Annotated in this window: 27 protein-coding genes, 2 tRNA genes and 1 riboswitch; of the genes, 15 read left to right on the top strand and 14 right to left on the bottom strand. The window is 61.4% G+C overall.

What is annotated here, in order from left to right:
- The first annotated feature begins 132 nt into the window (after nucleotides 1-132).
- The 10 genes from CTR53_RS00775 to CTR53_RS00820 all read left to right on the top strand — a co-directional run bounded on the left by CTR53_RS00775 (nucleotide 133) and on the right by CTR53_RS00820 (nucleotide 11335).
- On the top strand, nucleotides 133-684 hold the full coding sequence (locus tag CTR53_RS00775; RefSeq protein WP_290808380.1) for a hypothetical protein: 552 nt from the start codon (nucleotides 133-135) through the stop codon (nucleotides 682-684).
- Between the two features lie 120 nt (nucleotides 685-804).
- Entirely contained in the window at nucleotides 805-3222 is a 2418-nt protein-coding gene (locus CTR53_RS00780; protein ID WP_290808382.1) for a penicillin acylase family protein, read from the top strand.
- 163 nt (nucleotides 3223-3385) lie between these two features.
- Nucleotides 3386-4246 (top strand): flagellar motor stator protein MotA, encoded by an 861-nt coding sequence (gene motA / locus CTR53_RS00785; protein ID WP_290808385.1) that lies wholly within the window; start codon nucleotides 3386-3388, stop codon nucleotides 4244-4246.
- A gap of 20 nt (nucleotides 4247-4266) precedes the next feature.
- On the top strand, nucleotides 4267-5466 hold the full coding sequence (locus CTR53_RS00790) for a flagellar motor protein MotB (protein ID WP_290808388.1): 1200 nt from the start codon (nucleotides 4267-4269) through the stop codon (nucleotides 5464-5466).
- Nucleotides 5467-5468: 2 nt separating this feature from the next.
- Complete coding sequence (locus CTR53_RS00795) at nucleotides 5469-5963, top strand: RDD family protein (protein WP_290808391.1); 495 nt, start codon at nucleotides 5469-5471, stop codon at nucleotides 5961-5963.
- 79 nt (nucleotides 5964-6042) lie between these two features.
- A complete protein-coding gene (locus CTR53_RS00800) occupies nucleotides 6043-6813 on the top strand; it encodes an arginyltransferase (protein WP_290808394.1) in 771 nt (256 codons plus the stop codon).
- A gap of 139 nt (nucleotides 6814-6952) precedes the next feature.
- On the top strand, nucleotides 6953-8077 hold the full coding sequence (locus tag CTR53_RS00805) for a TRAP transporter substrate-binding protein (RefSeq protein ID WP_290808397.1): 1125 nt from the start codon (nucleotides 6953-6955) through the stop codon (nucleotides 8075-8077).
- 192 nt (nucleotides 8078-8269) lie between these two features.
- Nucleotides 8270-9400, top strand: a complete 1131-nt coding sequence (locus CTR53_RS00810; protein WP_290808400.1) for a TRAP transporter substrate-binding protein — start codon at nucleotides 8270-8272, stop codon at nucleotides 9398-9400.
- A 118-nt stretch (nucleotides 9401-9518) separates the two neighbouring features.
- Entirely contained in the window at nucleotides 9519-10055 is a 537-nt protein-coding gene (locus CTR53_RS00815) for a hypothetical protein (protein ID WP_290808403.1), read from the top strand.
- Between the two features lie 83 nt (nucleotides 10056-10138).
- Nucleotides 10139-11335: a hypothetical protein gene (locus CTR53_RS00820; RefSeq protein WP_290808406.1), complete on the top strand. Its 1197-nt coding sequence runs from the start codon at nucleotides 10139-10141 to the stop codon at nucleotides 11333-11335.
- A 49-nt stretch (nucleotides 11336-11384) separates the two neighbouring features.
- On the opposite strand, the gene CTR53_RS00825 is transcribed toward CTR53_RS00820, so the two are convergent.
- The 5 genes from CTR53_RS00825 to CTR53_RS00845 all read right to left on the bottom strand — a co-directional run bounded on the left by CTR53_RS00825 (nucleotide 11385) and on the right by CTR53_RS00845 (nucleotide 15909).
- Nucleotides 11385-12626: a pentapeptide repeat-containing protein gene (locus tag CTR53_RS00825; protein ID WP_290808409.1), complete on the bottom strand. Its 1242-nt coding sequence runs from the start codon at nucleotides 12624-12626 to the stop codon at nucleotides 11385-11387.
- A 62-nt stretch (nucleotides 12627-12688) separates the two neighbouring features.
- Complete coding sequence (locus CTR53_RS00830; protein WP_290808412.1) at nucleotides 12689-13015, bottom strand: hypothetical protein; 327 nt, start codon at nucleotides 13013-13015, stop codon at nucleotides 12689-12691.
- A 111-nt stretch (nucleotides 13016-13126) separates the two neighbouring features.
- Nucleotides 13127-13882: an SDR family oxidoreductase gene (locus CTR53_RS00835; protein ID WP_290808415.1), complete on the bottom strand. Its 756-nt coding sequence runs from the start codon at nucleotides 13880-13882 to the stop codon at nucleotides 13127-13129.
- 193 nt (nucleotides 13883-14075) lie between these two features.
- A complete protein-coding gene (locus CTR53_RS00840; RefSeq protein WP_290808419.1) occupies nucleotides 14076-15350 on the bottom strand; it encodes a TRAP transporter large permease in 1275 nt (424 codons plus the stop codon).
- A 10-nt stretch (nucleotides 15351-15360) separates the two neighbouring features.
- Nucleotides 15361-15909: a TRAP transporter small permease gene (locus CTR53_RS00845; protein ID WP_290808422.1), complete on the bottom strand. Its 549-nt coding sequence runs from the start codon at nucleotides 15907-15909 to the stop codon at nucleotides 15361-15363.
- Nucleotides 15910-15977: 68 nt separating this feature from the next.
- Here CTR53_RS00845 and CTR53_RS00850 point away from each other — a divergent pair, with 68 nt between their 5' ends.
- Nucleotides 15978-17084: a mandelate racemase/muconate lactonizing enzyme family protein gene (locus CTR53_RS00850; RefSeq protein ID WP_290808425.1), complete on the top strand. Its 1107-nt coding sequence runs from the start codon at nucleotides 15978-15980 to the stop codon at nucleotides 17082-17084.
- Between the two features lie 44 nt (nucleotides 17085-17128).
- Here the strand turns inward: CTR53_RS00850 and CTR53_RS00855 are convergent, their stop codons facing one another.
- From CTR53_RS00855 to CTR53_RS00885, 7 genes are all read right to left on the bottom strand, one after another.
- Complete coding sequence (locus CTR53_RS00855) at nucleotides 17129-18103, bottom strand: sialic acid TRAP transporter substrate-binding protein SiaP (RefSeq protein ID WP_290808428.1); 975 nt, start codon at nucleotides 18101-18103, stop codon at nucleotides 17129-17131.
- Between the two features lie 11 nt (nucleotides 18104-18114).
- The gene (locus CTR53_RS00860) at nucleotides 18115-18966 is read right to left on the bottom strand and encodes a GntR family transcriptional regulator (RefSeq protein ID WP_290808431.1); all 852 of its coding nucleotides are present in this window, start codon (nucleotides 18964-18966) and stop codon (nucleotides 18115-18117) included.
- Nucleotides 18967-19107: 141 nt separating this feature from the next.
- A tRNA-Arg gene (locus CTR53_RS00865) sits at nucleotides 19108-19184 on the bottom strand.
- Nucleotides 19185-19273: 89 nt separating this feature from the next.
- Complete coding sequence (locus CTR53_RS00870; RefSeq protein ID WP_290808434.1) at nucleotides 19274-19570, bottom strand: ETC complex I subunit; 297 nt, start codon at nucleotides 19568-19570, stop codon at nucleotides 19274-19276.
- Between the two features lie 44 nt (nucleotides 19571-19614).
- Nucleotides 19615-19691: transfer RNA gene (locus CTR53_RS00875), tRNA-Pro, on the bottom strand.
- A 103-nt stretch (nucleotides 19692-19794) separates the two neighbouring features.
- On the bottom strand, nucleotides 19795-20283 hold the full coding sequence (locus CTR53_RS00880; protein ID WP_290808437.1) for a DUF192 domain-containing protein: 489 nt from the start codon (nucleotides 20281-20283) through the stop codon (nucleotides 19795-19797).
- Complete coding sequence (locus tag CTR53_RS00885) at nucleotides 20280-21194, bottom strand: acetoin utilization protein AcuC (protein ID WP_290808440.1); 915 nt, start codon at nucleotides 21192-21194, stop codon at nucleotides 20280-20282. Before CTR53_RS00885 ends, CTR53_RS00880 begins: the two co-directional genes overlap by 4 nt.
- A 262-nt stretch (nucleotides 21195-21456) precedes the next feature.
- Nucleotides 21457-21564, top strand: a riboswitch (TPP riboswitch).
- Between CTR53_RS00885 and CTR53_RS00890 the strand changes: the two genes are divergently transcribed.
- The 4 genes from CTR53_RS00890 (at nucleotide 21556) to CTR53_RS00905 (ending at nucleotide 24637) form a co-directional block, all read left to right on the top strand.
- Entirely contained in the window at nucleotides 21556-22296 is a 741-nt protein-coding gene (locus tag CTR53_RS00890; protein ID WP_290808443.1) for an ABC transporter ATP-binding protein, read from the top strand. Its footprint overlaps the riboswitch before it by 9 nt.
- On the top strand, nucleotides 22293-23078 hold the full coding sequence (locus CTR53_RS00895) for an ABC transporter permease (RefSeq protein ID WP_290808445.1): 786 nt from the start codon (nucleotides 22293-22295) through the stop codon (nucleotides 23076-23078). The genes CTR53_RS00890 and CTR53_RS00895 overlap by 4 nt, the downstream gene beginning before the upstream one ends.
- Nucleotides 23079-23083: 5 nt before the next feature.
- On the top strand, nucleotides 23084-24022 hold the full coding sequence (locus CTR53_RS00900) for an ABC transporter substrate-binding protein (RefSeq protein WP_290808448.1): 939 nt from the start codon (nucleotides 23084-23086) through the stop codon (nucleotides 24020-24022).
- Nucleotides 24023-24094: 72 nt separating this feature from the next.
- Nucleotides 24095-24637: a PAS domain-containing protein gene (locus tag CTR53_RS00905; protein ID WP_290808450.1), complete on the top strand. Its 543-nt coding sequence runs from the start codon at nucleotides 24095-24097 to the stop codon at nucleotides 24635-24637.
- A gap of 70 nt (nucleotides 24638-24707) precedes the next feature.
- On the opposite strand, the gene CTR53_RS00910 is transcribed toward CTR53_RS00905, so the two are convergent.
- Together CTR53_RS00910 and CTR53_RS00915 are read right to left on the bottom strand one after the other, a co-directional pair.
- Entirely contained in the window at nucleotides 24708-25388 is a 681-nt protein-coding gene (locus CTR53_RS00910) for a cold-shock protein (protein ID WP_290808453.1), read from the bottom strand.
- A 108-nt stretch (nucleotides 25389-25496) separates the two neighbouring features.
- A complete protein-coding gene (locus tag CTR53_RS00915; RefSeq protein ID WP_290808456.1) occupies nucleotides 25497-26192 on the bottom strand; it encodes a hypothetical protein in 696 nt (231 codons plus the stop codon).
- Nucleotides 26193-26376 lie beyond the last annotated feature (184 nt).

A 26376-nucleotide genomic window follows, 5' to 3' on the forward strand; every position in this document is an offset into this window, starting at 1 on the left:
CTGCCGCAGCGGCGGCAGTTTGCACCAAGCTTCTCGCCCGGGCAATCGCCTCGTTAACGCTCTTATAGCGATTGGCGGCCTATCGGGTACAATTACTGCTTGCAAGCATCGGAAAAACAAGGTAAATAAAGAATGACGTTGCTGTATTTGGCGTGGGAGAAACCCATCATGCCGCTCGACATCCTCGGCACTGTTGCCGCGTCGGGCAGTGGCGGCGCGAATGGCCGCAATACTGCCCGATTAAATGATTTGGCTTCTGCAGCTGCAACCACCAAGGATGCGGCTGTCGTTGCGCGTTCTGAAAACGCGCCAAGGGAAGAGGTTCAGGTCTCCGCCCCATCTGCAAACGTCGCTGTCTTCGTCAGCCCCTTTATCCGCTTCGACATCACGGCGCGCCTCGCCATTGTCGAAATTCGCAACAGCGAAACCGGTGAAGTGCAGCAGCAGTATCCGAGCCCGCGTGCTGTGCGCGAGTATCAGCAGAACCTGCCCGAGCCCCCCAGCCGGCAGCAGGACACAGCTGCACCGCAGCCTCGGATCATCGGCAGCGCCGAGGATCGCGCCAACGGCGTGCCTGCGCCGAATACCGCGCCCCCCGCTCCGCAGGTGGCCGCAGCTTCGGCAACTGCATTCAGCAGCCTGCAGGGCGTACCCACTGGCGGCAAGCCGGTCGCCGAAGCCTGACCTGTTGGTAGTCTGAGTGCATTTCATGGCCGTGTCCTTACGGTCGTGGGGTGATTCGAACCTGCAAATCGCTGTCAAATCTGTTAAGCCTGATCGCCGGTACTGGTTGGTCGGGATCGCATGCGCTGGATTGTCAGATTAATCGTTCTTCTGTTTGTGCTTTTAGGCCTTGCCGCCGGCGGCAGTTATGTCGTTGCCCATCTTTCGCTGCCGGTCTTCAATGGTGAAGTGAAAGTCGGGCAGACGCTGTCCGGCCCGGTCGAAATCCTGCGCGACCGCAATGCCGTGGCACATATCCGCGCCGCCAGCCGCAACGATGCTGCTTTCGGCCTCGGCTATGCCCATGTGCAGGACCGCCTGTGGCAGATGGAGGTACAGCGGCGCGTCGCCGCCGGCCGACTGTCGGAGCTTTTTGGCACTGCCACGCTCAACACCGACAAGTTCATCCGCACGCTCGGCATCCGGCGCAAGGCCGTCACCGCTTTCGCGCATCTCAAGCCGGAAACACAGACAACACTGCAGGCTTATGCCGATGGCGTGAATGCATTCCTTGCAAGCCGGAACGGTCCGCTGCCGCCGGAATTCCTGATCTTCGACGTCACACCCGAACCTTGGACACCGGCAGACTCGCTCGGCTGGCTGAAGATGATGGCCTGGGATCTGGGCGGCAACTGGGGCCGCGAACTTGCCACGCTCGGTCTGTCGAAACGCCTGACCAAGCAACAGATCGAAGAATTCTATCCGCCCTATCCCGGCGACGGTCCGGTGGCACTGGCAGAGATGTCGGAACTCTATCGCAAGGTCGCAACTGCCGTCGATGTCGAGCGCCTGCTCGAAATCCTGCCGCCCGAGCGTCCGGAAGGTGTCGGTTCCAACAACTGGGTCATCAACGGCAAACACACGGTCACCGGCCAGCCGCTGCTGGCCAACGATCCGCATCTTGGCCTCGCGACGCCGGCGCTGTGGTATTTCGCACATATGGCGTCACCGGCTGGCTCCGCTATCGGCGCCACTCTGCCCGGCGTGCCGGGCGTGGTACTGGGCCATAACGGCCGCGTTGCCTGGGGATTCACCAACACCGGTCCGGATACCCAGGATCTTTATATCGAGAAGATCGATCCGGCCGATCCGACGCAATACGTCACGCCGAATGGCTCGGCCGCTTTCGTCACGCGGCAGGAAACCATCAAACAGCGCAGCGGCGAAGATGTCGTCATCACCGTGCGCGAAACACGCCATGGCCCGGTGATCTCCGATGTGCATGATGGCGCGCGCCAGCAACTGGAGGCCGGCTATGTCCTCTCCTTTGCGTGGACGGCGCTTCTGGATGAAGACACCACCGCCGACGCCCTGCTCGGCCTCGACAGCATCACCGACTGGAACGGTTTCAACGACAATCTGAAGCGTTTCGTGACGCCGCAGCAGAACATCGTCTACGCCGATCGCGAGGGCAATATCGGCTTCGTCGCGCCCGGCCTGATCCCGATCCGCCGGGCCGACAACGACCTAAAGGGTCTTGCACCCGCACCGGGCTGGGATGCGCGCTATGACTGGAACGGCTTCATCCCGTTCGAGCAACTGCCGCGCAGTTACAACCCGCCGCGCGGCATCATCGTGACGGCCAACAACAAGATCGTGCCCGACAATTATCCCTATTTCATCACCGCTGACTGGGCCGAGCCCTATCGCGCCCGCCGCATCGAGCAGCTGCTGAAGGAACGCAACGTCCACTCGGTGGAGAGCTTCAAGCAGCTGCAGGGCGACACGATGTCGCCGATGGTGAGCGAGATTCTGCCGCTCCTGCTGGCGGTGCCGCCGAAAAACCTGCCGCGTAACAGCGAACTGGCAGGCAGCCACGCCCTGCTGGCCTCATGGGACGGCAACATGTCGATCAATCGCGCCGAGCCCCTGATTTTCCAGGCCTGGTATCGCGAACTCACCCGGTTGATCCTCGCCGACGAGCTGGGCGATGCCTTCCAGCCGCTGTGGCGCTTCCGGCCAATCCTGATCAGGAACATCCTGACAAACCAGAATGGCCAAAGCCGCTGGTGTGCCAACCAGGCGACCGGCGCGACCACATCCTGCGCAGAACTGGTGGCCGAGGCCCTGGATCGCGCCCTTGACGATCTCAAGACACGCTACGGATCAGATATGGCGCGCTGGCGCTGGGGCGAAGCCCATGCAGCACGGGGCACACACCGGCCTTTCAGTAACATCGCCGTGTTGCGGCGCTTCTTCGAAGTCAGCGTTCCTACCGGCGGCGACGCCTTTACGGTGAATGTTGGCCGCAACGATATCGCCAACGACAAGGATCCGTTCGCCAACCGGCACGCCGCATCGCTGCGGGCGATCTACGATCTCGCCGATCTGAACCGGTCGCAATTCATGCATTCCACCGGCCAGTCGGGCCATGTTCTCTCGCCGCATTACCGGGATTACGCCATACCCTGGGCAGCAGTCGAGTATATCCCGATGTCGATGCGGCCGGCCGATTTCGAGACCGGCGCGCTGGGGCGCCTGCGTCTGACGGCGCGATAGCCCGTCGCGGGCCGGAAAAGTGATCAATTCAACCCTTTCCAGCGTAAACCATTACCCCTTTTCAAGGTTCTATTTACCCCCCGCATACGATAAAAAAGGTTGGTTGCGCGCCCGGCCGGATTCGCGTCTGCGAGCTGTTGTGGCGTGGGCATGGAGATTTTGAATGCTGATCATTATCGGCTCTATCGTCGGTCTGGGCTGCGTGCTGGGCGGCTATGTCGCCATGGGCGGCAAGCTCGCCGTGCTGTTTCAGCCGTTCGAGCTGGTCATCATCGGCGGCGCCGGTGTGGGCGCCTTCATCGTCGGCAATCCGAAACCGGTGCTGAAGGCCGGGCTGAATGGCTTCAAGGTCGCCTTCAAGGGCCCGAAATACAGCAAGGACGATTACCTCGAACTGCTGTCGATGCTGTACAGCACGTTCAAGCTGGCCAAAAGCAAGGGCATGCTGGCACTGGAACAGCACATTGAGAAACCGGAAGAGAGCAAGCTCTTCACTCAGTTTCCCAAGTTCATGGCCGATCACCATACTATGGACTTCCTCTGCGACTATCTGCGCCTGATGACTCTTGGCAGCGAAAACCCGCATGAGATGGAATCACTGATGGACATGGAACTGGAGGTCCATCACCAGGAAGATCACCTCGCGCAATCCGCGCTCAGCGCCTTCGGCGAAAGCTTCCCGGCACTCGGCATCGTGGCCGCGGTGCTCGGCGTTATCAAAACCATGGGCGCGATCAGCGAACCGCCAGAAGTGCTGGGCAAACTGATCGGCGGCGCCCTCGTCGGCACCTTCCTTGGCATTCTGCTGTCCTATGGTATCGTCTCGCCGATCGCTGCTGCCTGTAAGGCCACCATGGAGCACGACAGCAAATACCTGATGTGCATGAAAGCCGGTCTGCTGGCCCACTTGCAAGGCTATGCGCCGGCCGTCTCGGTCGAGTTTGCGCGCAAGTCGCTGATGTCGAATGTGCGTCCGACCTTCTACGAAGTCGAAGAAGCCACCAGCAAAGTACAGTCGGTGTGATCACCGCGGGGCTCTGAAACATGGCCGGTGTCGAGGGCGAACGCCCGATTATCGTCAAGAAGATCAAGAAGGGCGTCCATGCAGCACATGGTGGCGCCTGGAAGGTGGCCTATGCCGACTTCGTGACGGCGATGATGGCTTTCTTCCTGCTGCTGTGGCTGCTGAACGTGACCACCGACGAGCAGAAAAAAGGTGTCGCCGACTACTTCTCGCCTGCCTCGGTCAGCCGCAGCCTGTCGGGTGCCGGTGGCGTGATGGGCGGTCGCACCATCCTGGAGGACGGCGGCAAGATTTCCAGCTTCGGCCTGCCAACCGTCGTGATCGGCCCGTCGTCGGAAAAAAGTGACCAGCCGGACCAGCCGCAATACGACCAGCGCTATCCCGATGCTCGCCAGCCGCCTCCAGCTGCCGGCACGCAGGGCGACCGCTTCCCCGATCCGGCCGAAGCTGCGCAACGCGGCGCCGGTCAGCAGAATCAAGACGGCACCGGCGGCGGTCCGGAACAAATCACCGATCTGCAGCAGATCGACGCCCAGGCGGCGCGCGAACGCGTGGCGCAGGCTGAGGCGGAGAGCTTCCATGAACTGGAAGCGCAGATCCGCCAGGCAATCCAGGACAATCCCCAGCTGGCCGAGTTGTCCAAGCAGATCGTCTTCGACAATACGCCGGAAGGCTTCCGCATCCAGCTGGTCGACGAGGAGCAATCGTCCATGTTCCCCTCGGGCAGCGCCGCAATGAGCGACAAGACGCGCCGACTGATGCAGCAGGTGGCGCAGGCGGTGTCCAAACTACCGAACAAGCTGGCGATCAGTGGCAATACCGATGCCCAGCCGTTCCGCGGTCAGGGCGCCTATTCGAACTGGGAACTGTCGGCTGATCGCGCGAATGCCGCACGGCGTGCCATGATCGAGGCCGGAGTGCCGGCCGAGCGCATCCGGCAGGTCACCGGCAACGCCGATCAGGATCCCCTGATCAAGGACAATCCGCTCGATGCGCGTAATCGTCGCATCGCGATCCTGTTGCTGAGCGATGTGCCGAAGGTTGCTCCTGACAGCAACGCCGGTGGTGGCAATCGTGGTGGCGCAGGCAGCCGTGGCGGCTTCACGCCTGGCCGGGTCACCCCCGGTGCACTGCGCAATCCGCCGCCGCCGCCGCCGCCGCCGCCGGGTCTGAACGGGCCGAATGGCAACAGCCAGATTCGCGTTATGCCGAGCCGTTGATCGTGTCAGATCAGCAGCCGTCATCCGAACTTGCCCCCCCGGCCATTCCTGTCGTCGATCCGTTTTCCGATCCGGCGCAGTTCGAGGGGTTGTTGTGGCGACGCAGCCTTGCCTATGTCGTCGACCTCTGCGTCCTGCTCTGCCTGCTGCTGTTGTACAAGGTTGCGTTGGTCTTCTTCACCGTGATCACTTTCGGCCTCGCGACACCGTTGCTGGTGCTGCTCGCGGCAGCCATTCCTGTTGCCTATCACACCCTCACCATCGGCGGACCCGGCTCTGCAACCCTGGGCATGCGTCTCTTCGGGTTGCAGGTGCGAATCTGGAATGGCGGCAAACCGGGCTATATCCAGGCTTTGCTGCATACTGCGGTGTTTTACGTTACAACCAGCTTCACCGGCGGCCTGATCCTGCTCTGGCCGCTGTTCAGCAATCGCCGGCGCTGTCTGCACGATCAGCTCTGCGGCACGATGGTGGTGCGCCGGCTTGGCCGCGCGTGAGAAAAGCGCAGATTACCCCCTCCCCAAGTCGATCAATTACGCTAATCTCAGTACGACACTCACGCGGACGGACTGCGACGTGAAACATCGCCTGCAGATACCCTTGCGGCACTTCTTTGCGACGCCGCCTACACCCTGCCCCTATCTGCAAGGCCGGCTGGAGCGCAAGGTTGTCACGCTGCTCGCCGGCGACGATCCCGATGGTCTGCATAACGCACTCAGCCAGGCCGGCTTTCGCCGCAGCCAGGATCTGGCCTATCGCCCCGCCTGCGAGAACTGCAATGCCTGCGTGCCGGTGCGCGTGCCGGCCGCCGACTTCCAGCCCGACCAAACTCAGCGCCGCGTGCTGCGCCGGAACAGCGGCGTCATGGCACGTCGCTTACCTGCCTATGCGACCCGCGAGCACTATCAGGTCTTCCGCCGCTATGTGACCGCCCGCCATGACGGCGGTGGCATGGCCGATATGGAATTCGCCGACTATCGGGCCATGGTTGAGGACAGTCCCGTCCGCAGCGGCCTGACCGAATTCCGCAATGCCGACGGCCGCCTGTTCGGGGTCTGCCTGATCGACGAGATGAATGACGGAATCTCGCTGGTTTACAGCTATTTTGACCCGGATTTCGAAAGCCGCAGTCCCGGCAGCTTCATCATCCTCTGGCATATCCAGAATGCCTACGAGCTGGGCATGCCTTATGTCTATCTCGGCTACTGGATCGCCGAGAGCCGGAAAATGGCCTACAAAAGCCGCTTCCGGCCGCTCGAAGCGCTCACCCAGGAGGGCTGGAGACGCCTCGACCAGGAGGCCGACCCGGTGCCCCAGCCGGCCCCCGCCGTCCCCACCTTTGTCTGACCCGGGTTTCTTGCCTAGCCCTCCCTAGGGGGGTATTTTCCCCAGCCGTATACGGATTCTCCGTGTACATGCAGTCCCTGTTGCCTCATTCCCAGACCGGAATACCGGCCAACAGACACGCTAGGGAGAAGGACCAACCATGCTTCGTCGTAAATTCCTGAAGGGCGCGGCGCTTGCCGGTGCCGGCAGCGTCGGTGCTGCTACCTTTGCGGCTCCCGCCATCGCGCAGAGTCTGCCTGAAATCAAGTGGCGTATGCCCACCAGCTTCCCGAAAAGCCTCGACACCATCCATGGCGGTGGCGAGCAATTGGCCAAGCGCGTTGCCGAACTGACCGACAACAAGTTCCAGATCCGTGTTTTCGCCGCCGGCGAAATCGTCCCGGGTCTGCAGGTGCTGGATGCCGTGCAAGCCGGCACCGTCGAATGCGGTTACAGCGTCAGCTACTACTATGTCGGCAAGGATCCGACCTTTGCCTTCGACGCCTGCCTGCCCTTCGGCCTGAACGTGCGCCAGCAGAATTCCTGGATGCGCAATGGCGGTGGTCTCGAGCTGATGCGCGAGTTCATGAAGGACTACAACATCGTCCACTTCCCGGCCGGCAACACCGGCACGCAGATGGGTGGCTGGTTCCGCAAGGAAATCAAGACCGTTGAAGATCTGAAGGGCCTGAAGTTCCGCATCGCGGGCATCGCCGGTCAGATCCTGACCAAGCTGGGCGTCGTGCCGCAGCAGCTCGCTGGTGGCGACATCTATCCGGCGCTGGAAAAGGGCACCATCGACGCCGCCGAGTGGGTCGGTCCGTATGACGATGAAAAGCTCGGCTTCAATAAGGTCGCCAAGTACTACTACTATCCGGGTTGGTGGGAAGGCGGTCCGCAGGTTTCGCTGTATGTGAACAATCAGCAGTGGGCCAGCCTGCCGAAGCCGTACCAGGCTGCGATCGAAGCGGCCAGCGCTGAATGCAATAGCTGGATGCTCGGCAAGTATGACTCGCAGAATCCGGTTGCCCTGAAGAAGCTGGTGGCAAGCGGCACGCAGCTGCGTCCGTTCCCGCGCGCGGTGATGGAAGCCTGCTTCGATGCTGCGAATGAAGTCTACGCAGAAGTCGCGGCGAACAATCCGAAGTTCAAGAAAATCTACGACAGCTGGGTGAAGTATCGCGACGACCAGCTGCTGTGGTTCCGCGTTGCCGAAGGCACCTTCGACAACTTCATGGCCGCCGCCAGCCAGCGCAAAAGCAAGGCGAAGGCCAAGAAGGGCTAATACAACAGCCTAAAGACTTTCAGTATACGAATTAGAGAAAGCCCCGCTCTGCGGGGCTTTCTTCTATCAATCATTGTTCTGACTAAACCGATCCCGTAATCTCCCCCCATCGTCTGACGCAGCGCGAGTCTGTAAGGACGGTCGGTAATCGGGCCGTAGAGTCCGGCCCGTCAAACAGGGAGAAGATAAACAATGCAAAGACGTAAGTTCCTCAAAGGCGCCGCCCTTGCCGGCGCCGGCAGCATCGGTGTTGCCGCCAGTTTCCCGGCACCTGCCCTGGCCCAGAGCATGCCCGAAATCAAATGGCGCATGGCTTCGAGCTTTCCCAAGAGCCTAGACACCATCTACGGTGCTGGTGAAGTCGTCGCCAATCGCGTGACTGCCGCGACGGGCGGCAAGTTCTCGATCCGCGTTTTCGCCTCCGGTGAAATCGTCCCCGGCCTGCAGGTACTGGATGCCGTTCAGGCCGGTACGGTCGAATGCGGCCACACCGCGAACTACTACTATGTCGGCAAGGATCCGACTTTCGCCTTCGACACCTCGATCCCGTTCGGCTTGAATGCCCGCCAGCAGAATGCCTGGATGTATCATGGCGGCGGCCGCGCCCTGATGAACGACTTCTTCAAGGACTATAACTGCCATGCGATCCCGGCCGGCAATACCGGTGCGCAGATGGGCGGCTGGTTCCGCAAGGAAATCAAGACCGTTGAGGACATCAAGGGTCTGAAGATGCGTATCGGTGGCTTCGCTGGCCAGGTGCTGACCCGTCTGGGCCTGGTGCCGCAGCAGATCGCCGGTGGCGACATCTATCCGTCGCTGGAAAAGGGCACCATCGACGCGGCCGAGTGGGTCGGTCCGTATGACGACGAGAAGCTCGGCTTCAATAAGGTCGCCAAGTACTACTACTATCCGGGTTGGTGGGAAGGCGGCCCGCAGTTGTCGGTCATGGTCAACATCGAGCAGTGGAACAAGCTGCCGAAGGAGTATCAGAACGTCCTCGAGGCGGCCTGCGCAGAAGCCAATGTCTGGATGGTCGCGAAGTATGACGCGCTCAACCCGGCGGCTCTGAAGAAGCTGATCGCCGGTGGCACCCAGCTCCGCGCCTTCCCGCGCCCGGTAATGGAAGCCTGCCTCAAGGAAGCCAACGAACTGTATGCGGAAACCGCTGCCAAGAATCCGAAGTTCAAGAAGATCTATGACAGCTGGCTGCCGTTCCGTAACGACCAGGTTGCCTGGTTCCGTGTTGCTGAGAATACCTTCGACAACTTCATGATCGCAGGCACACAGCAGCGCCGCGCCAAAGCCCCGGCGAAGAAGGGCTGATCAGGCTTAGCCACTGGCTGGAGAAAGGCCCCGCTTGCGGGGCCTTTTTTCTTGTCCACGTAGATGTGCTCCGGAGGAACATTCCGCTAACCGGAATGGAGTTACCAAGACTTAAGCCTTGGGCAACCATTTATCGGCAATAATCGTGGCGCACCTCGGGGTTGTGTCGCACTATGGCGGCGGGCAGGTAATTCCGACGGATGCCAGAAAGGGCCGTCACCGGGTCATGTGGTCCAGCGTCGTCAAGCGTTCCAATAAGCGGCCGTCGGACCCCGACCTGGCCCCGACCCCGCGCGACCGCGAACGGGTCGATGGCATCATCAACCGGATTTCCGAAGAGACCCTGCTGGTTTTCGACCTGCTGAAGGACGGCATGGTCAAGGAAGCCTCTTTCAAGACCGTCGAAGAAAGCATCACCCGGCACTGCATCCTGTCCACCTTCGAACAGGTGCGTGTAGATGCCTTCCGCGATGCCGCCGGGCTTGCGCGCCAGCAGGCACGTAAATTCGCCGAGGCCGCGCTGGAAATGCCCGAACCGCAGCAGCGTCAGTTCGTACTCTCGGTGTCCCAGGCTTTTGAGCGGTTTGCCAAGCAATTACAGACTATTGAGCAGCGCGCTATCGCCGAGAAGCAGCGCCGCGACAAGCAGGACTGAGTGACAATCGCCTTGCAATAACCGTCTCTGACGGCAAGGATCGATTCATACCAAAACATACAAAGCGAGTTGGGTGGGAAGTCATGGTTTTCGGTTCGATATTCGGCGCGGGCTCCCGTGCTTATTCCTACGAGATCTATGTGCAGGTTGATGGCCGCTGGCGGCTCGACAAGCGGCTCGAGGGCCAATCCAGCAATACCCAGCATGCCAACGAGCAACTGGAAAAGAACGCCATTGCCCAGGCCAATGCCCTGCTGAACATGGGGGATTTCCAGGCTGTGAAGGTACTCCGGTCGCGCGAGCGTTCGGACGGATTCGGTACCCAGTCTGAAATCTTCAACAAGGTCGCCACAGCTCGCCCCAAGACAATGACCACGCGTCCCTACAAGGGCGTGTTCCCCGTGTGCGAGACGATCTATGACCTGGCCAAGCGTCCGTCCGCAAAAGGCCTGGGCACCGTCTTCCGTGAATTCCTCGACAAGCAGAATACCACTGCGATCGAATTGCTGCATTCGCCGCAGCATCAGCGCAAGCTGAACGACATGAGCAGCTTCATGCGCGCCGGCATTTATGCGATCGCTGGCGCGCAAACCCAGCCGGGCCTGCCCGGCCAGGCTGAACGCAGCAAGAAGCTGGAAGCGCTGTTCGACAAGCTGATGTCGCATACGCGCAACGCGCTGGCTGAAAAGAATCTGCCGGCCTTCGAGAACAATGATTTTGCGCGTCTGTACGAGCGCCTATCACAGCGCATGAAGGATGACGAACTGCGTTTCATGTTCTTCTTCCAGGCGACGAAGGTGACGCAGTCGCTGTCAAGCACTGCGGCACGGCTGGATATCGCGTTGAATGACATGATCGAGCGCCCCATGCATGGCACCGCTGTCCTGCTTGATGAGATTGCGGCATCTTGTATCGATTCCGCGACCCTGATCCAGGATCTGCTGGGCCCGCGTGCCGGCCTATCGGAAGCGCTGATTGCGCTGGCCGATCTGTCCGCCGGCAAACTGGAAATGCCGGCCAAACCAGATCCGCTGCTGGAAAAGGTCAATCGCCTGCTGGGCGAGAACAGGCTGCCGCTTTGTGCCGATACGCTGTGGGAGCGCATCCTTTCAAACCTGAGTTCGAAGGCGCTGCTCAGCAAGAACGACCCGCGCAAGGAATGGCAGATGTCGCGCAATCTCAGCCACAAGCTGTCATCGCTGGCGCCTGAGTCCTACAAGGAGGCCATCGACCACGCCGGCCGCATGCGCCTTGAGCGCGCGCGCAATATGGAAAGCTGAGCGAAAACGCTGGCCCGGCCGACAAAGCCGGATCAGCCCTGCTGCAACATCAGCCCTGCGACGGAACCTGGGCGCCGGTCATATCGGCACCAGTCAAATCGGCATTCACCATCTTCGCATCGGTGAGGTTGGCATTCACCAGCCGGGCCCGATTGAGTTTGGCGTCGATCAGGTTCGCACCTTTCAGCAGCGCATCCGAGAAATCAGCATCGCTCGCATCGGCGGCAGCGAGACTGGCCGACCAGAAACGACCGATCGGCTTGCCGTCCGGACCGCGTAATGGCACCTGACCAAGCTGAGCGCGCGTCAGCAGCGCCTTCTGCAGGGTCGCACGAGCGAGATTGACGCCGTTGGCCAATGCACCGATCAGATTCGCGCCGGTCAGGTCGGCTTCGGAAAGATCGGTCATCACCAGCGTGGCATTCTGCAGTTTGGCCCCGGCCAGCTTCGCGCCTTTCAGATTGGCGCCGCTGAGATCCTTATTGGAAAGATCAATGCGTTCCATATTCAGACCGGCGAGATCGGCACGTGTGCCTTCGCGCCCGTCCGTCTTGATCCACTTCTCATGTTCCTGAAGGATACTGGCGACCGTATCGCCGAAGCTGGCGACGTCGACGAACAACTCGGCGCCCGTGAAGTTGGCGGAGTCCATGTCGACGTCTTCCAGAATCGCGCCCTTCAGGTCAGCGCCCTGGAAATCAGCGCCGTCGATCAGCGCCAGCGACATATCGACGCCGCGCAGGCAGGCACCCTTGAAATCGGCCCCGGCCAGATTGGCCTTGCGCAGGGAAACCTTCGTCAGATTGGCGCGGGAAAGATTGGCACCAGCCAGGTTCACCCCATTCATGTTCGAACCGGTCAGGTTCGAACCGCGCAGATTGGCTTCGGCCAGATCGGCGCCCGAGGTGTTGGCCTTCGGCTTGTTGCCCTGCCCGTCCGGCCCGCCGAAACCGACGCCGTTGTCGGAGGCCTGCATCAGCGCGCCGCCGCGGAAATCGACCCCCATCAGGCGTGCGCCGGCCAGGGTCGCACCGCGCATCGAAGCGCCGCGCAGGTCGGCCTTGGTCAGGTCGGCCTTGGAAAGGTCGGCGCGTTCCAGGTTGGCGGCAAACAGGTCGGCTTCCGACAGATTGGTCTCAACCAGCACGGCACGCGACATATTGGCGCCGGACATCTTGGCGGCACGCAGATCGGCACCGCTGAAATCATAACCCTGCAAATCTGCCAGCGAGAGATTCAGGCGGGCACCACGGGGACGCTTGGCCAGCCACTCCCGGTGGCGAGCCAGCATCCGTTCTACTTCCATGGGGTTCATACTGCCCCTCTGCCCCCTGTTTTCATGCCTTCGGCAGCCTATTTCTTCGGCCGCATAAAATCTTCCACGATTTTAATGTTTTTCTCCAGTTCTGCAATCTTTCCGGTCAGTTCCGCTATTTTTCCCCGCAAACTCTGCATTCCACCAGCAGCACCCTGAACAGCTTCCTTCGCATTCCGGAGTTCGTTTTGAATCTGCTGAACCGCAGGCCCTTTGGCATCCCGAAGCTTGGCCTGGGCGGCCATGATCTGCTTGTCGAGTTCCGGCCGCTTTTTCGCCAGGGTGGCCAGATCGCCTTCCAGCCGCGCCTTGTCTTCCTGGTGTTTGCGAATCTGGTCCCGCATCTGGGTTATGGCATCGCTCACCCTGCCCTCCTTCACTGACTCGAGGCGGCGCGCCGCCGCCGAGCCGCCTGTCATAGAGGCTCGGCCGGAAGCCGCCTAGCTATTCAAAAGGCGTAGTCGGGTATCCAGACGTCAGCCGCGACCGACGAAAGGCATCTTGGTCGCCATCACCGTCATGAACAGCACATTGGCATCGAGCGGCAGGCTGGCCATATGGACGACCGCATTGGCGACATGCTCGACATCCATGCGCGGTTCGACCCGGATCGAGCCGTCGGGCTGCGGCACACCGTTCTTCATGCGCTCGGTCATGTCAGTGGCGGCATTGCCGATATCGATCTGGCCGACGGCGATGTCATAGGCCCGTCCGTCCAGTGAGCTGGCCTTGGTCAGGCCGCTGATCGCATGTTTGGTCGAGGTATAAGGCGATGAAAATGGCCGCGGCGCATAGGCCGAGATCGAGCCGTTGTTGATGATGCGGCCGCCGCGCGGCGCCTGGTCCTTCATGATCCTGAAGGCCTCCTGCGTGCACAGGAACGGACCGGTCAAGTTCACGTCGACCACGGCCTTCCACTGCTCGAAGGAGAGGTCTTCCAGCGGCATCGCCGGGGTACCCATGCCCGCATTATTGAACAGCACGTCGAGGCGCCCGAAAGCCTGCTTGGTCTTGGCGAACAGCGCCTTGACCTGGGCGTGATCGCCAACATCGGTGGCGACAGCGACCGCCTTCACGCCGTGTTTCTCGGCCTCGCGCGCAGTGGCATCGAGCGCTTCGAGGCGCCGGCCGGCCAGCACCACGTTGTACCCGGCCTTGGCCAGCGCAATCGCCGATGCCTTGCCGATGCCCGTGCCTGCGCCAGTAACCAGGGCGACCTTTGCCGTTGTCATTGCTGGGGTTCCTCCAAATTTATGTATACCTACAATAGCCAACCGCCTGCCGCGGGGAAGCGCCCGGGCGCGGCGAAAGACTTGTAAAAACGTCTAATTGATTGATTTCAATGCCGCCAGCCGGACAAGGAGGAGGAGTTCGGCTGGCGGTCACTGCTGCGGAACATTACAGAAACATTCCACAGGTACGCATTCATCGATACCAGAGCGTTGGCAGGTAGAGCGTGATCTGCGGGAAGATCGAGATCAGCACGAGCACCGTGAGCAACGGGATCAAGAATGGCAGCACAGCCATCACCGTGCGGTCGAAGGACATCTTCGCCACCCGCGACAGCACGAACAACACCATACCAACGGGCGGCGTCAGCAGGCCGATCATCAAGTTGAGCACCATGATGATGCCGAACTGCACGGGATCGATCCCGACCTTCAGCACGGCTGGCATCAGCACCGGCACAAGGATGGAAATCGCTGCGATGGTCTCCATGAAACAGCCAACGATCAGCAGCAGGACATTGATCAGCAGCAGCAGCATGAGCGGATCGGAGGTGAGCGAGAGCAGCGCCTCGGTCAACTCATCGGTGATGCGCGTAGTGGTGAGGACCCAACCGAAGAGCGATGCGGCGCCAACCACGATCAGCACGCTGGATGTCGTCTCGATGGTTTCCATCGAAATCCGATAGAACTGCTTCCAGTTCAGGGACTTGTACAGCAGCGTCCCCAGAATCAGGGCCCAGGCGCAGGCGGCAATGGCCGCTTCCGTCGGGGTGAAGGCGCCGGTAGCCATGCCACCGATGATGATGGCTGGCGTCAGCAGCGCGGGAATCGCGCCGATGAAGGTGCGCCCCAGCACGGCCCAGTAGAAGCGTTGATCGGCACCGATTTTGTGCTTCCAGGCATACCAGGCGACATAGACCATCATGCAGGCGGCCATCAGCAGGCCGGGCAGGAAACCGGCGGCGAACAACTGCCCGATCGAAACATTCGCCATCACGCCGAAGATCACCATGGGCAGCGAGGGCGGAATGATCGGCCCGATCGTGGAAGATGCGGCCGTGATGCCAACGGCGAACTGATCGTTATAGCCATGATCGCGCATTGCCTTGATCTCGATGGTGCCAAGACCACCGGCGTCCGCCACGGCTGTGCCTGACATGCCGGCGAAGATCACCGAGCCGACCACATTCACATGCCCCAGACCGCCATGCATCCAACCCACAGCGGCGGTGGCGAAATCGTAGATGCGGTTGGTGATGCCGGCCGTGTTCATCAGGTTACCGGCGAGGATGAAGAACGGTACGGCGATCAGGGGGAAGGAATCGACACCTCCCGCAATGCGGTGCAACACCACAAAATCCGGAATCATGGTTGAGAAATGGGTATAGGCAAGAGAAGAGCCGGCCAGTGCAATGAAGATCGGCAGCCCGCCAAGCAGCAAGGCGAAGAAAACCGTGAGAAGAAGAGTCATCGAAAAGCCCTCAATCCATAATCAGGGTCTGCTTGGCCGGATCTTCGGCCCAGCGACGCCTGGCATTGGCGATAAACGCCTGCACGGCGCGAAAAAGCATGAGCAGGCAGCCCAATCCGACGCCGGCGTAGACGATACTCATCGGCCAATCGATTACCGTCATCACCTGGATGTGCATGCGCTCGGTGATGGCGATCGAGAACCAGAACAGCAGCGCGACGAAACCCACGGTCATCACATCGATGGCGAAACGCAATGGCCGGACGATTTTCTCCGGCATGAAGTGATGCAGCGCCTCGACGCTGATATGAGTGCCGCGTCGAAAGGAAATCGCAGCGCCGATGAAGGCAACCCAGATCAGCAGGTAGCGCGCAATCTCTTCGGTCCAGGCCAATGAGTCGTTCAGGATGTAGCGGGTGAAGAACTGCAGAAACACCACGCCAGCCAACACCCAGAAAATGGCGAAGGAAATCCAGTCCTCCGGATGATGCTCGATCTTCACATCGGGATCTTCCGCGACGATCAGGTGCAGTGTTTCGTCAGTTGTTTGTTCTGTCATTTCCTCATTTCCTTGTATCGATAGCCTTGGCATTCTGTGGCCAGGTGCGGACTCGGGAGGGAACCTCAATGGCGAAGATAACGCATGTGGAAGTGGCGCAGGTTGATCTGCCGCCGAAGGTGAAGCGAACGGACGCGATCCAGTCCTTCGTCACCCAGGAAACTCCGATGGTGCGCATTACCACCAGCGACGGCCTGACCGGTACCGGCTATACCTATACCATAGGCACGGGTGGATCGTCCGTGGTGGCGTTGCTGCGCGACCATCTGGCACCGCGCCTGATCGGCCGCGATCCGGCGCTGATCGAGATGATCTGGAAGGATCTGTTCTTCGCCACGCATGCAACGGCCGTGGGCGCGATCACCAGCCTGGCGCTCGCTGCCATCGACACGGCGTTGTGGGATCTCCACTGCCTCGCCGCCAAACGCCCGCTCTGGCAGGAAGCCGGCGGCGCGCAGGCCGCCGTGCCGGTCTACACCACCGAGGGCGGCTGGCTGCACATCGAGCCCGCCGCGCTGGTCGACGATACGCTGAAAGCCCGCGAGGCCGGCTTCCGCGGCGCCAAGATCAAGGTCGGGCGACCGCATGTGGCCGAGGACATGGCGCGACTGAGCGCCGTGCGCGAGGCTGTCGGTCCCGCCTTCGAAATCATGACGGATGCCAACCAGGCTTTCACGGCTGCCGAGGCGATCCGTCGTGCGCGCCAGTTCGAGGCACTCGACCTTGCATGGTTCGAGGAACCGTTGCCTGCCGAGGATATCGACGGCCATGTGCGTCTTTGCAACGTCACGACGCTGCCCATTGCGGTCGGAGAATCGATCTACCATCCCAGTCTTTTCCGGGAATATCTGCAGCAGCGCGCCTGCAGTATCGTGCAGGCCGACGTGGCGCGCATCGGCGGCATCACGCCCTGGCTGAAGGTCGCGCATCTGGCCGAGACCTTCAATACGCCGATCTGTCCGCATTTCCTGATGGAACTTCACGTTTCACTCTGTGCCGCAGTACCGAATGCTGCCTGGGTCGAATGGATTCCGCAACTCGACGATATCACGCATAACCGGCTCGAAATCGCCGACGGCAAGGCCGTGGCGCCGATGACGCCGGGACTTGGCATCGACTGGAACTGGGAAGCCGTCACCAAGCGGCAGGCTTTCACCCCAATCGTCATCAGCTAGTCAGGTGCCGGCGGGCCACCTGCATGGCCCGCCGGCAATCCGACTTACTTCAGCGCCTGCAGCGCATCGTACTCCGCCTTGCTCCAGCCGGCACCGGCCGAAGCGTCGTTGTGCAGCGGAATCGCAGCCTTGCGGAAGGCCTCGCGATCCGGCGTCACCACGGTCTTGCCGAGTTTCTTGAACTCGTCGGCCAGGCTCATTTCCGAAGTGCGTATCTTGTCGCTGGCTCGTGCCGCTGCGGCACGAAGCGTTTCCTCGAAGATCTTCTTCTCGGAATCGTTCAGCTTGGCCCAGACATGGCTGCCGACGATGCTGAGCAGAGACTCGGTGATATGGCCAGTCAGCATGATGTGGCTCTGCACTTCATAGAACTTCTTGGCCATGATGGTCGGCAGCGGATTTTCCTGCCCATCCACCGTGCCCTGCTGCAGTGCCAGATACACTTCAGCGAAGGCAATCGGCGTGGCATTGGCGCCGACCGACTTGGTGAACATGAGGAACAGCGGTGCCGGCGGCACACGCAGCTTCATGCCCTTCATGTCTTCAGGCTTGTTGATCGCCTTGTTGGCGGTAACATGTCGCTGCCCGTAATAGGTCAGCGCCGTCACCTTGTGCTTCGTCTTCTGCTCGTAGCCCGCGGCGATGTCGCGGAACAGCTTGGAGTCGCGATAGGCCTTCCAATGGTCGTAATCACGCAGGATGAACGGCGCATTGGTAATGGCAATCGGCTTGTGGATCGAACCGGCAAAAGCCACGCCGGTATAGATCATGTCAACGGTGCCGAGCGTCAGGCCTTCATTGATCTGATTCTCGTTGCCGAGCTGCGACGCCGGGAAGACGTCGATCTGATACTTGTTATTGGTACGCTTCGCGATCTCACCGGCCGCCCAGACAGCTTCGGTGTGATAGGGTTCGGGCGTCTCGTAGACATGCGCCCATTTCAGCTTGGTCTGCGCCATTGCCGGAGCCGCAACGGCAAAAGCCGCCACCACTGCCAGACCCGTCATCAACTTTTTCATGTTTTCTCTCCCTAGTTTTTTGGGTTCTTACGCACTTCTGGTTTTCGTCCGGCAGTGCCGGACAGTACGAACACTCCTGCTTCATCGACAAATAAATCTGCGTTGCGCCGGCGGATTTCCGGCAGGCTATGCTCCAGTCCGTCGAGGTGATTGCGCATGGCAGCAACAGCCTTGTCGCCATCGCGTTTTTCCATCGCAGCCAGCACTGCAGCATGCTCCTTGGTCACGCGCATCATGCGGCCACCCTCCGGCAGCGTCAAATGTCGCATGCGATCGACCTGTACCTTCACCTGGTTGACCAGACGCCAGATGCCCGGATAACCGGCAGCCTCGGCAATAGCGGCGTGAAAAGCTTCGTCGGCGGCATGGAAGCCGATGCGATCATCCGCCTTCGCCGCTTCGCGCTGACGTTCGACCAGGGCCCACAGGCCGGTGAACTGGCTTTTGGTTGCGCGCCGGCTGGCCTCGCGCACGGTCACTTCCTCCAGCGCCTTGCGAATGACAATGGCCTCACCGATCTGGGCGTAGGGAATGCGACTGACCGTGGTGCCGGATTTCGGCACGATCTCGACCAGGCTTTCATCGGCCAGCCGCAACAGCGCCTCGCGCACCGGCGTACGACTGACACCGAAGCTGCTGGCCAGTTCATTCTCAGACAGGCTGGCGCCGGGTCGAATACGAAGGGCGATAATGTCTTCGTGCAGACGCTCGTAAACCAGAGCGGCGGAGGTCACGCGCGAGAGCAGTGGCGACCGCGCACGAGCGGCGGAAGACGTCATCCTGACGCCGGCGCGGCTGCGTACCTGCTTGGTGTCGCGCACCTGTTTGGTGGCTGCTTTGCGCGATGATTGCGGCTTGGCCACTGATCCTCCCTCGAAGCGTCGTTCATGGCGGCACTTCCATTGTTCCATATCTTGTATGCAAGTTTATCGAAGACGCAAGGCTAATCAGCTTGTATCAACGAGGTACAAGTTTACCGTTCGGCATGGATTATCTTTGGAAGGTGGCGTGCCCTGCTGGATTCGAACCAGCGACCTGCCGCTTAGAAGGCGGCTGCTCTATCCAACTGAGCTAAGGGCACCCAAGGAATCAGACCTGGAAATACAGCCTGCACAAACAAAAAAAACGGCCGGCGAGGCCGGCCGCATCGGGCGCCTCGCCGGGAACGGTTTAGCGAATTCTGGTGTAAGAGAAGTTATCGGCATAGGCACGGCGATTCAGCTTGCGCGCCTGCGGTTCCTCGATTTCGTAGGTGATGCCCTTCTTGTCGGCATAGGCGACCGCCTCTTCCTTGCTGTCGAACTTCAACGTCAGCTGGCCGAGAGTGCCGGCGGCACCGGTCCAGCCCATCAGCGGCTCGACGAAGCGGCTGTCGGCGGTGTCGTATTCCAGCACCCATTGCTGGGTCCGTGCCCTGCCGGACTGCATGGCGGTCTTGGTCGGCTGATAGATACGGGCCTTGGTCATCGTCCTGATCCTGGGTCTGCTGATCGGTCTCTCTGGGGCCATTATGGTCGGGGTGACTGGATTCGAACCAGCGACTTCTTGCTCCCAAAGCAAGCGCTCTACCAGACTGAGCTACACCCCGCCCTAAATAGCGGAAAGTGGCCGCCTTTTAGCATGAAGCCCCCCGCCCCGGCCAGCCTTTGCCAGACCCTCAGAGGGCCCGGAAATCAGCATTATCGCCAGAATTACTTCCTGGACGACTTCCCGAAAATGGCGTGTTCGACCTTGTCGCCGGGCTTGATGCCCAATCGGGAAGCCGTGCCGCCATTGACCTCCAGCACGGCCCGCACCGGGCCGGCCGAATTGATGCCGGTCTCGTCACGCGGGATGGCGCGCTGGTGGATGTTCAGGATGGTGCCATCGGCCCTGATGAACAGCATGTCGAGCGGCAGCAAGGTATTGCGCATCCAGAAGGATGCCATCTGCTCCTGCTTGAAATCGAACAGCATGCCGGTATCTGGCGCCATGCTGGTGCGGAACATCATACCGCGCGCCCGCGACTGGTCATTATCCGCCAGTTCGACGCGGAACCGCTGCGGCCCCTTGGCGGTCTGGATCACCAGATCGCTCTGTGGCAGGGTCGGCTGCGGCTGGGCCGTGACAGGCTGCGAAACGACAATACCGGCTAGTAGAACCATGCCGCATAGAACGGCCCATACCCGACTGAGTTTCACGCCCTCATCCTCTCTTTCACCCGACGCACCAGCCCCCGCACCTCCTCACGCACCGTGCCATTGCGCGGCATATCGGCGAGGGTGGTGAACCAGTCCTCCGGCGGCTGGCGGCCCGCGCTGCGGTTCCAGCTCAGGGCCCGCAGCAGGCTCTCCGCCACCGGTGGCAGCCGGTCCGGCTTTTCCAAGCCGTTCAGTTCAGCCCAGATGCCGGTCCAGCAGCGCGCCACCGACCAAGGATTATAGCCGCCCCCGCCAAGCACCAACAGCCGCGGCGACAGCGGTTTCAAGCCTGCGACCGCATGCCACAAGGCCCCGTTCGACAGCCCCTGCTTACCCAGCGGATCGTCAGCCAGCGCATCGGCGCCGCACTGGATCACCAGCGCTTCGGGTTTGAAGTTCTCAACCAATGGTCCGATTGCCTCTTCGACCAGCGCGGTCATTTCGTCATCCGTCATGCCGGGCGGGACCGGGAGATTAAACAGGTTGCCGGCGCCCTCCTCATCGAGTTGCCCGGAATGCGGCCAGCGCCCGGCTTCATGTACCGAGACCACCAGCACGCGTGGATCGGCGGCAAAGGCATCGGCCACGCCATCGCCGTGATGCACATCGAGATCGACATAGGCCACGCGCGACAGGCCGGCATCCAGCATGGTGAGGATTGCCAGCACAGGATCGTTGAAATAGCAAAAGCCAGAGGCCTGCGCCGGTCGGCCGTGATGCGTGCCGCCACCAGGGCTGTAGACGATGCCGGCACCGTTCTGCAGCAGGTGTTGTGCCGCGATCAGGCTGCCGCCGACGCCGGTCGCCGGACGACGGAACATCGTACCGTAAACCGGGTTGCCGCCGCGGCCGAGGTTGTAGCGTTCAGAGTCTTCAGGGGTCACCGTCAGGGTTCGCTCGGCCGCCTGCACCGCAGCGATGTAATCCTTGCGATGAAAACGCGCGAGTTGCCGGTGTCGCCGGCCGGCTTTCGCAATACTGGCCGGGCTCCAACCAGCCCAGCGCCTGCACCATGTCCATCACCGTGGACACGCGCGGGATCGACAGCGGATGTTTTCCGCCCAGGCTGGAATGCCGATAAATTTCGTTGCCGATAAACACTGCAGGCCGGTGCATAAGCGAAATCTAGCGGCCCTGCGGGGCTTAACAAGCGGTTCCAGTCGCCTATAATGCTTCCAGCTGAGGGGGAGCCGATTGGCGGCTGAGAGGTCCGGGTGAGCCGGACGACCCCTCGAACCTGATCCGGTTGATACCGGCGTAGGGATCAGCGGTTTGTCAGCAGACTCCACCTCCTTTTCCCCATCCGCATCTGCGCCGGCCTTCCGGCTGGCAGGCAGCGGTTTCGCCTATGGCGACCGTGTCGTACTGGCACCCTTTTCGCTCGATCTGACGGCCGGCGAGACCGTGGCGATCCTCGGCGCCAGCGGCTGCGGCAAGAGCACGCTGTTGCGCCTGATCGCCGGGTTGCTCCTTGGCCAACCATCGTCTCTCGCGGGACAAGTCGCCTGGATGGCGCAACAGGATCTGCTGCTGCCCTGGCTTACCCTGTTCGACAACGTCCTGCTCGGCGCGCGCCTGCGCGGCGAAGTGCCAGACATCGCCCGCACGCAGGCCCTGCTGGCACGGCTTGGTCTTGCCGATCGCGCCAATGCTATGCCTGCGTCTCTCTCGGGCGGCATGCGGCAACGCGCAGCGCTCGCCCGCACACTGATGGAAGACCGTCCGCTGGTGCTGATGGATGAGCCTTTCTCGGCGCTGGATGCGATCACGCGCGCGGCAATGCAGGAGCTCGCCAGCGAGGTGCTCAGCCATCGCGCGGTGCTGCTGGTGACGCATGATCCGGCTGAAGCCTGTCGCCTCGCCGACCGTATCTTCGTCCTGAGCGGTGCGCCTGCCGTCCTGCAGCAGGTAGCCGTATTGCCGCCTGCCGCACCACGCGATCCTTTGTCGCCGCCGGTGCTACCAGTGCTGCGCAATGTGCAGGCGGCTTTGCAGAAGGCGGTGAATGCATGACCAACCTGCTGCGCCCCGTCCTCACCGCCTGCGGCCTGCTGCTGCTGTGGCAGGGTATTGTCTGGGGCTTTGACCTGCCCTCCTACATCCTGCCTGCGCCGTATCGCGTAGCTCTCGCTTTCGTCGACAATGCCGGGCTGCTGCTGCGCGAAGCGACCGTGACGGTGATCGAAATGCTACTCGGCCTGCTGTTCGGCTGCCTCCTGGGTGCGGCTGCTGCAATCTGCCTGCTGCTCTCGCCCACCGCCCGCCGCTGGCTGCTGCCATTGCTGGTTGCCAGCCAGGCGGTGCCGGTCTTCGCGCTGGCGCCGCTGCTGGTGCTGTGGCTCGGCTTCGGCATCGCCTCAAAGGTGATGATGGCGGTGCTGGTGATCTTCTTCCCGGTCGCCGTCGCGCTTTATGACGGTCTGCGCCGCACTGAGACTGGCTGGCTTGATCTGGCACGCGTGATGACCGCCGATGCGCCACAGCATCGCCTGCGTATCCTGCAGCATATCCGCCTGATGGCCGCGCTGCCGGCATTCGCCAGCGGCCTGAAGATCGCCGCGGCCGTGGCCCCCATCGGCGCGGTGATCGGCGAATGGGTCGGTGCCAGCGCCGGGCTCGGATTCCGCATGCTCCAGGCCAATGCACGCGTGCAGACTGATCTGATGTTTGCCGCCCTGATCCTGCTCGCCGTCTGCGCCGTCACGCTCTATGTCGGCGTCGATGCCATGACGCGCCGGTGGCTGCGCTGGCAGGCGGACAGCCACCCCTCTTTGTTGAGTCCCGTAAAGGAGTGACCGCCATGAAACGCATCATCGCCGCTGCCGCTTTTGTCGTCGCCCTGCTGCCCGGGATTGCCTCGGCGCACGACAAGCTGACCGTGCTGCTCGACTGGTTCGTCAATCCGGATCATGCGCCGCTGGTCGTCGCCAAGCATGCCGGCATCTTCGACCGCCACGAATTACTGGTCGACCTGATTGCGCCCGCCGATCCGAACGATCCGCCCAAGCTGGTTGCCGCCGGCAAAGCGGACGTGGCGATCTCGTATCAGCCGCAGTTGCATGTGCAGGTGGCACAGGGTCTGCCGCTGCGCCGCTTCGGCACGCTGGTCGCCACGCCGCTCAATTCGCTGGTGGTGCTGCGCGATGGTCCCATCAAATCGGTTGCCGATCTGAAGGGCAGGAAAATCGGTTATTCCGTCGGTGGCTTCGAGGATGCCCTGCTCAAGAGCATGCTCGAGCAGTACGGGCTGAAGCTGGCTGACGTGACGCTGATCAACGTCAATTTCTCGCTCTCACCCTCGATCTTCTCGGGCCAGGTCGATGCCACCATCGGTGCTTTCCGCAATTTCGAACTGAACCAGATGGACATCGCCGGCAAGCCGGGTCGCGCCTTCTATCCCGAGGATTACGGCGTCCCGCTGTACGATGAACTGGTGCTGGTGGCGCACAAGAATAAACTGAACGACGACCGTCTCAAGCGCCTGCTCGACGCCCTCGAAGAAGCTGTGGCCTACATGCACAACGAACCGCAGAAAAGCTGGCAGGCTTTCATCAAGGAAAACAAGAGCCTGGATGACGAACTGAACCGCCGTGCCTGGGGCGCTACCGTGCCGCGCTTTGCGCAATCGCCGCGAGCGCTCGATAGCCGGCGCTACAGCCGTTTCGCTGACTACCTTGTTAAGCAGGGTCTGATCCCCAAAGCTCTGCCGGTGGCCGACTATGCCGTTGAGTTACATTGAGTTAACAACGAGGCAGCGCAGGCTGTCGAAGCATGCTAGGCTGACCTTGGTGGCGTCATGGGGGAGGCAGAAATGCGACGACCAGATTACGCCAAACTGGGCGCGCAATTTGCGCATATGCGCGACTATCTGGCTGGCGTTGCCCCGCCCGGAAAACTGCCCGGGCGTCAGCATATCGATCCGCTGGCCATCCGCGCCTTGCTTTCTTTTACCAACCTTGTGGATATCGAGCGCGCGGACGGCAAAATCCGTTTCCGCTTTCGCCTCATCGGCACATTGCAAAGCACTGCGGCGGGCCGCGAGATCAGCGGCAAATATCTTGAGGATGCCGTACTGCCCGAATATCTGGAGCGTATCCGCGGCAACATGATCATGGCGATGGAAAGTCGCGAAGCAATCTATGACCGCTTCGGCATGCCGCATCCTGGCCGCGATTTCATCGACACCGAGCGCGTCTATTTCCCTCTGGCCCGTGACGGCGAAAACGTCGATATGCTGCTTATCCTCAATGCTTACCCCGATGAGGAGAAAACCACAGCACCCCCGGCGGACGAAGTAAAACAGGGCCGTCGCGAAGAGAAACTGCCTGCGGCACGGCACCCCGCACCGAAATAACCGGTCCGGAAATAAAAACGCCGACGGATCAAACCGTCGGCGTTTAGCTAAAAATCTGGTGTGGTACCGATCATTCGTTGCGGATTTCGGCCACCTGGGGGCCCTTCGGGCCCTGACCGATGCGCACACGAACCGACTGGCCCGGCTGCAGTTCGTTGATGCCTTCGCGACGCAACACTTCCATATGGACGAAGATGTCCTGCTGGCCGTCGCCACGCGACACGAAGCCATAGCCTTTCACGGCATTGAACCACTTGACCTTGGCCTCGAAGAAATCGCCCTGGGCGACCACCGAGGGGAAGCGGGCTTCGCCGCGATCACCGCCAAAACCGCCGCCGCCGAAGCCGCCACGATCACTGCCGCGGTCACCATAACCGCCGCGATCCCCGAAGCCGCCACGATCACCGAAACCGCCGCGGTCGCCGAAGCGCGGTTGACGCGGCGGACGTGGGCCACGGTCACCGAAACCTCCGCCACCGGGGCCACCACTCGAAGGCTGCGCGGTGCTGGTATCGACTGACAGAACGCGGACGGCCTGCATGCCCTTGGGCCGCTTGGCCACTTCCAGCATCAGGGTCGAGCCTTCTTCGATGCTTTCGTAACCAGCCTGTCGCAAGCAGGAGAGATGAAGAAAGATGTCTCCGGAATTGTCGTCAGGACTGACGAAACCAAAGCCTTTGACTGCGTTGAACCACTTGACCTTGCCGGAAATCTTGACGATCTCGGCGTCGCCGAAGCCCCCTTGATCCACTCTTTTAGTCCTTCGATTGCCCCACTAAACGTCTAACCGTAACACCTTTTACGGGCGGTGCCAAAACGATTCTAACAAGGGCTGCGGAGGGTTACGAGGGGCTTTCGACTAAATGGTAGGGCCTTCCACGCGCCGCTTCGGACGCCACCGGGTAACGGAACGACCGTCCGCAGTGAACCGGACTTCCTGGCTGTCAGGGGGAGCAGCCCGCAGGTGGCCGGCGGCTTCCTGGACCGATGCGGTCTTCGGCTGTTGCTGTTGACCGGGTTGCTGGCTGGGACGTGCGGGCTGCGCCGTGCGTACCGCGCGTGTCAGCGGATGCGCCGCATCAATGGCATGCTCAGCAATCTTCTGTCGCACGGCTTCCTCGAAAGGTGGCAGCACGGCGGGAGGAGCTGGAGGCCGACGGCGGGCGCCGCTGGCAGCCGGGTGAACAGGAGCGAGGCCGATGGCGGCGGGCTTCGGGGCCGCAGCGCGATGGTGGTCGACGGCGATCTCGCTACCTGGACCGTTTTCCAGCGCCCTGCGCCATGCGGGGTCCCCGACCACGAGTTTGTGCAGCGCAATCGCCGGCAGGGCGCCGAAGCGTTTCCAAAAGCCTTCCAGGAAGGCCTCGGCGGTTTCGCTCAATGACGGTGACCAAGGGTTTTCAATGCCGGCCTGGAACACCAGATCCAGTGTCGGCTCGATGGGGCCATCGTCGCCGACCAGGAAGGTCGCAGGCATCAACTTGGCGCCATCGCGCGCAATCGCATAATGCGCCTGGGCCAGATAGAGCAGCCAGCGCAGTTTCGGCAGCGACATGGCAATACGCTCTGTCGCTGCCTGTTCGAGCAGCCAGAAACTTACATCTATGCCTGATCGCGTCGCGGGGACCATAACACCCCTATCCTTACACTGGACCTGAACCTAGTTCTGCCGAACCTAGGCAGGTAATCTTAACAGCCCGTGAATCGTTTCCCAAAGCGACTCTTCTGGGGATTACTTT

Source organism: Ferrovibrio sp. (assembly GCF_002796975.1).
In the GTDB taxonomy this organism is placed as follows: Bacteria; Pseudomonadota; Alphaproteobacteria; order Ferrovibrionales; family Ferrovibrionaceae; genus Ferrovibrio.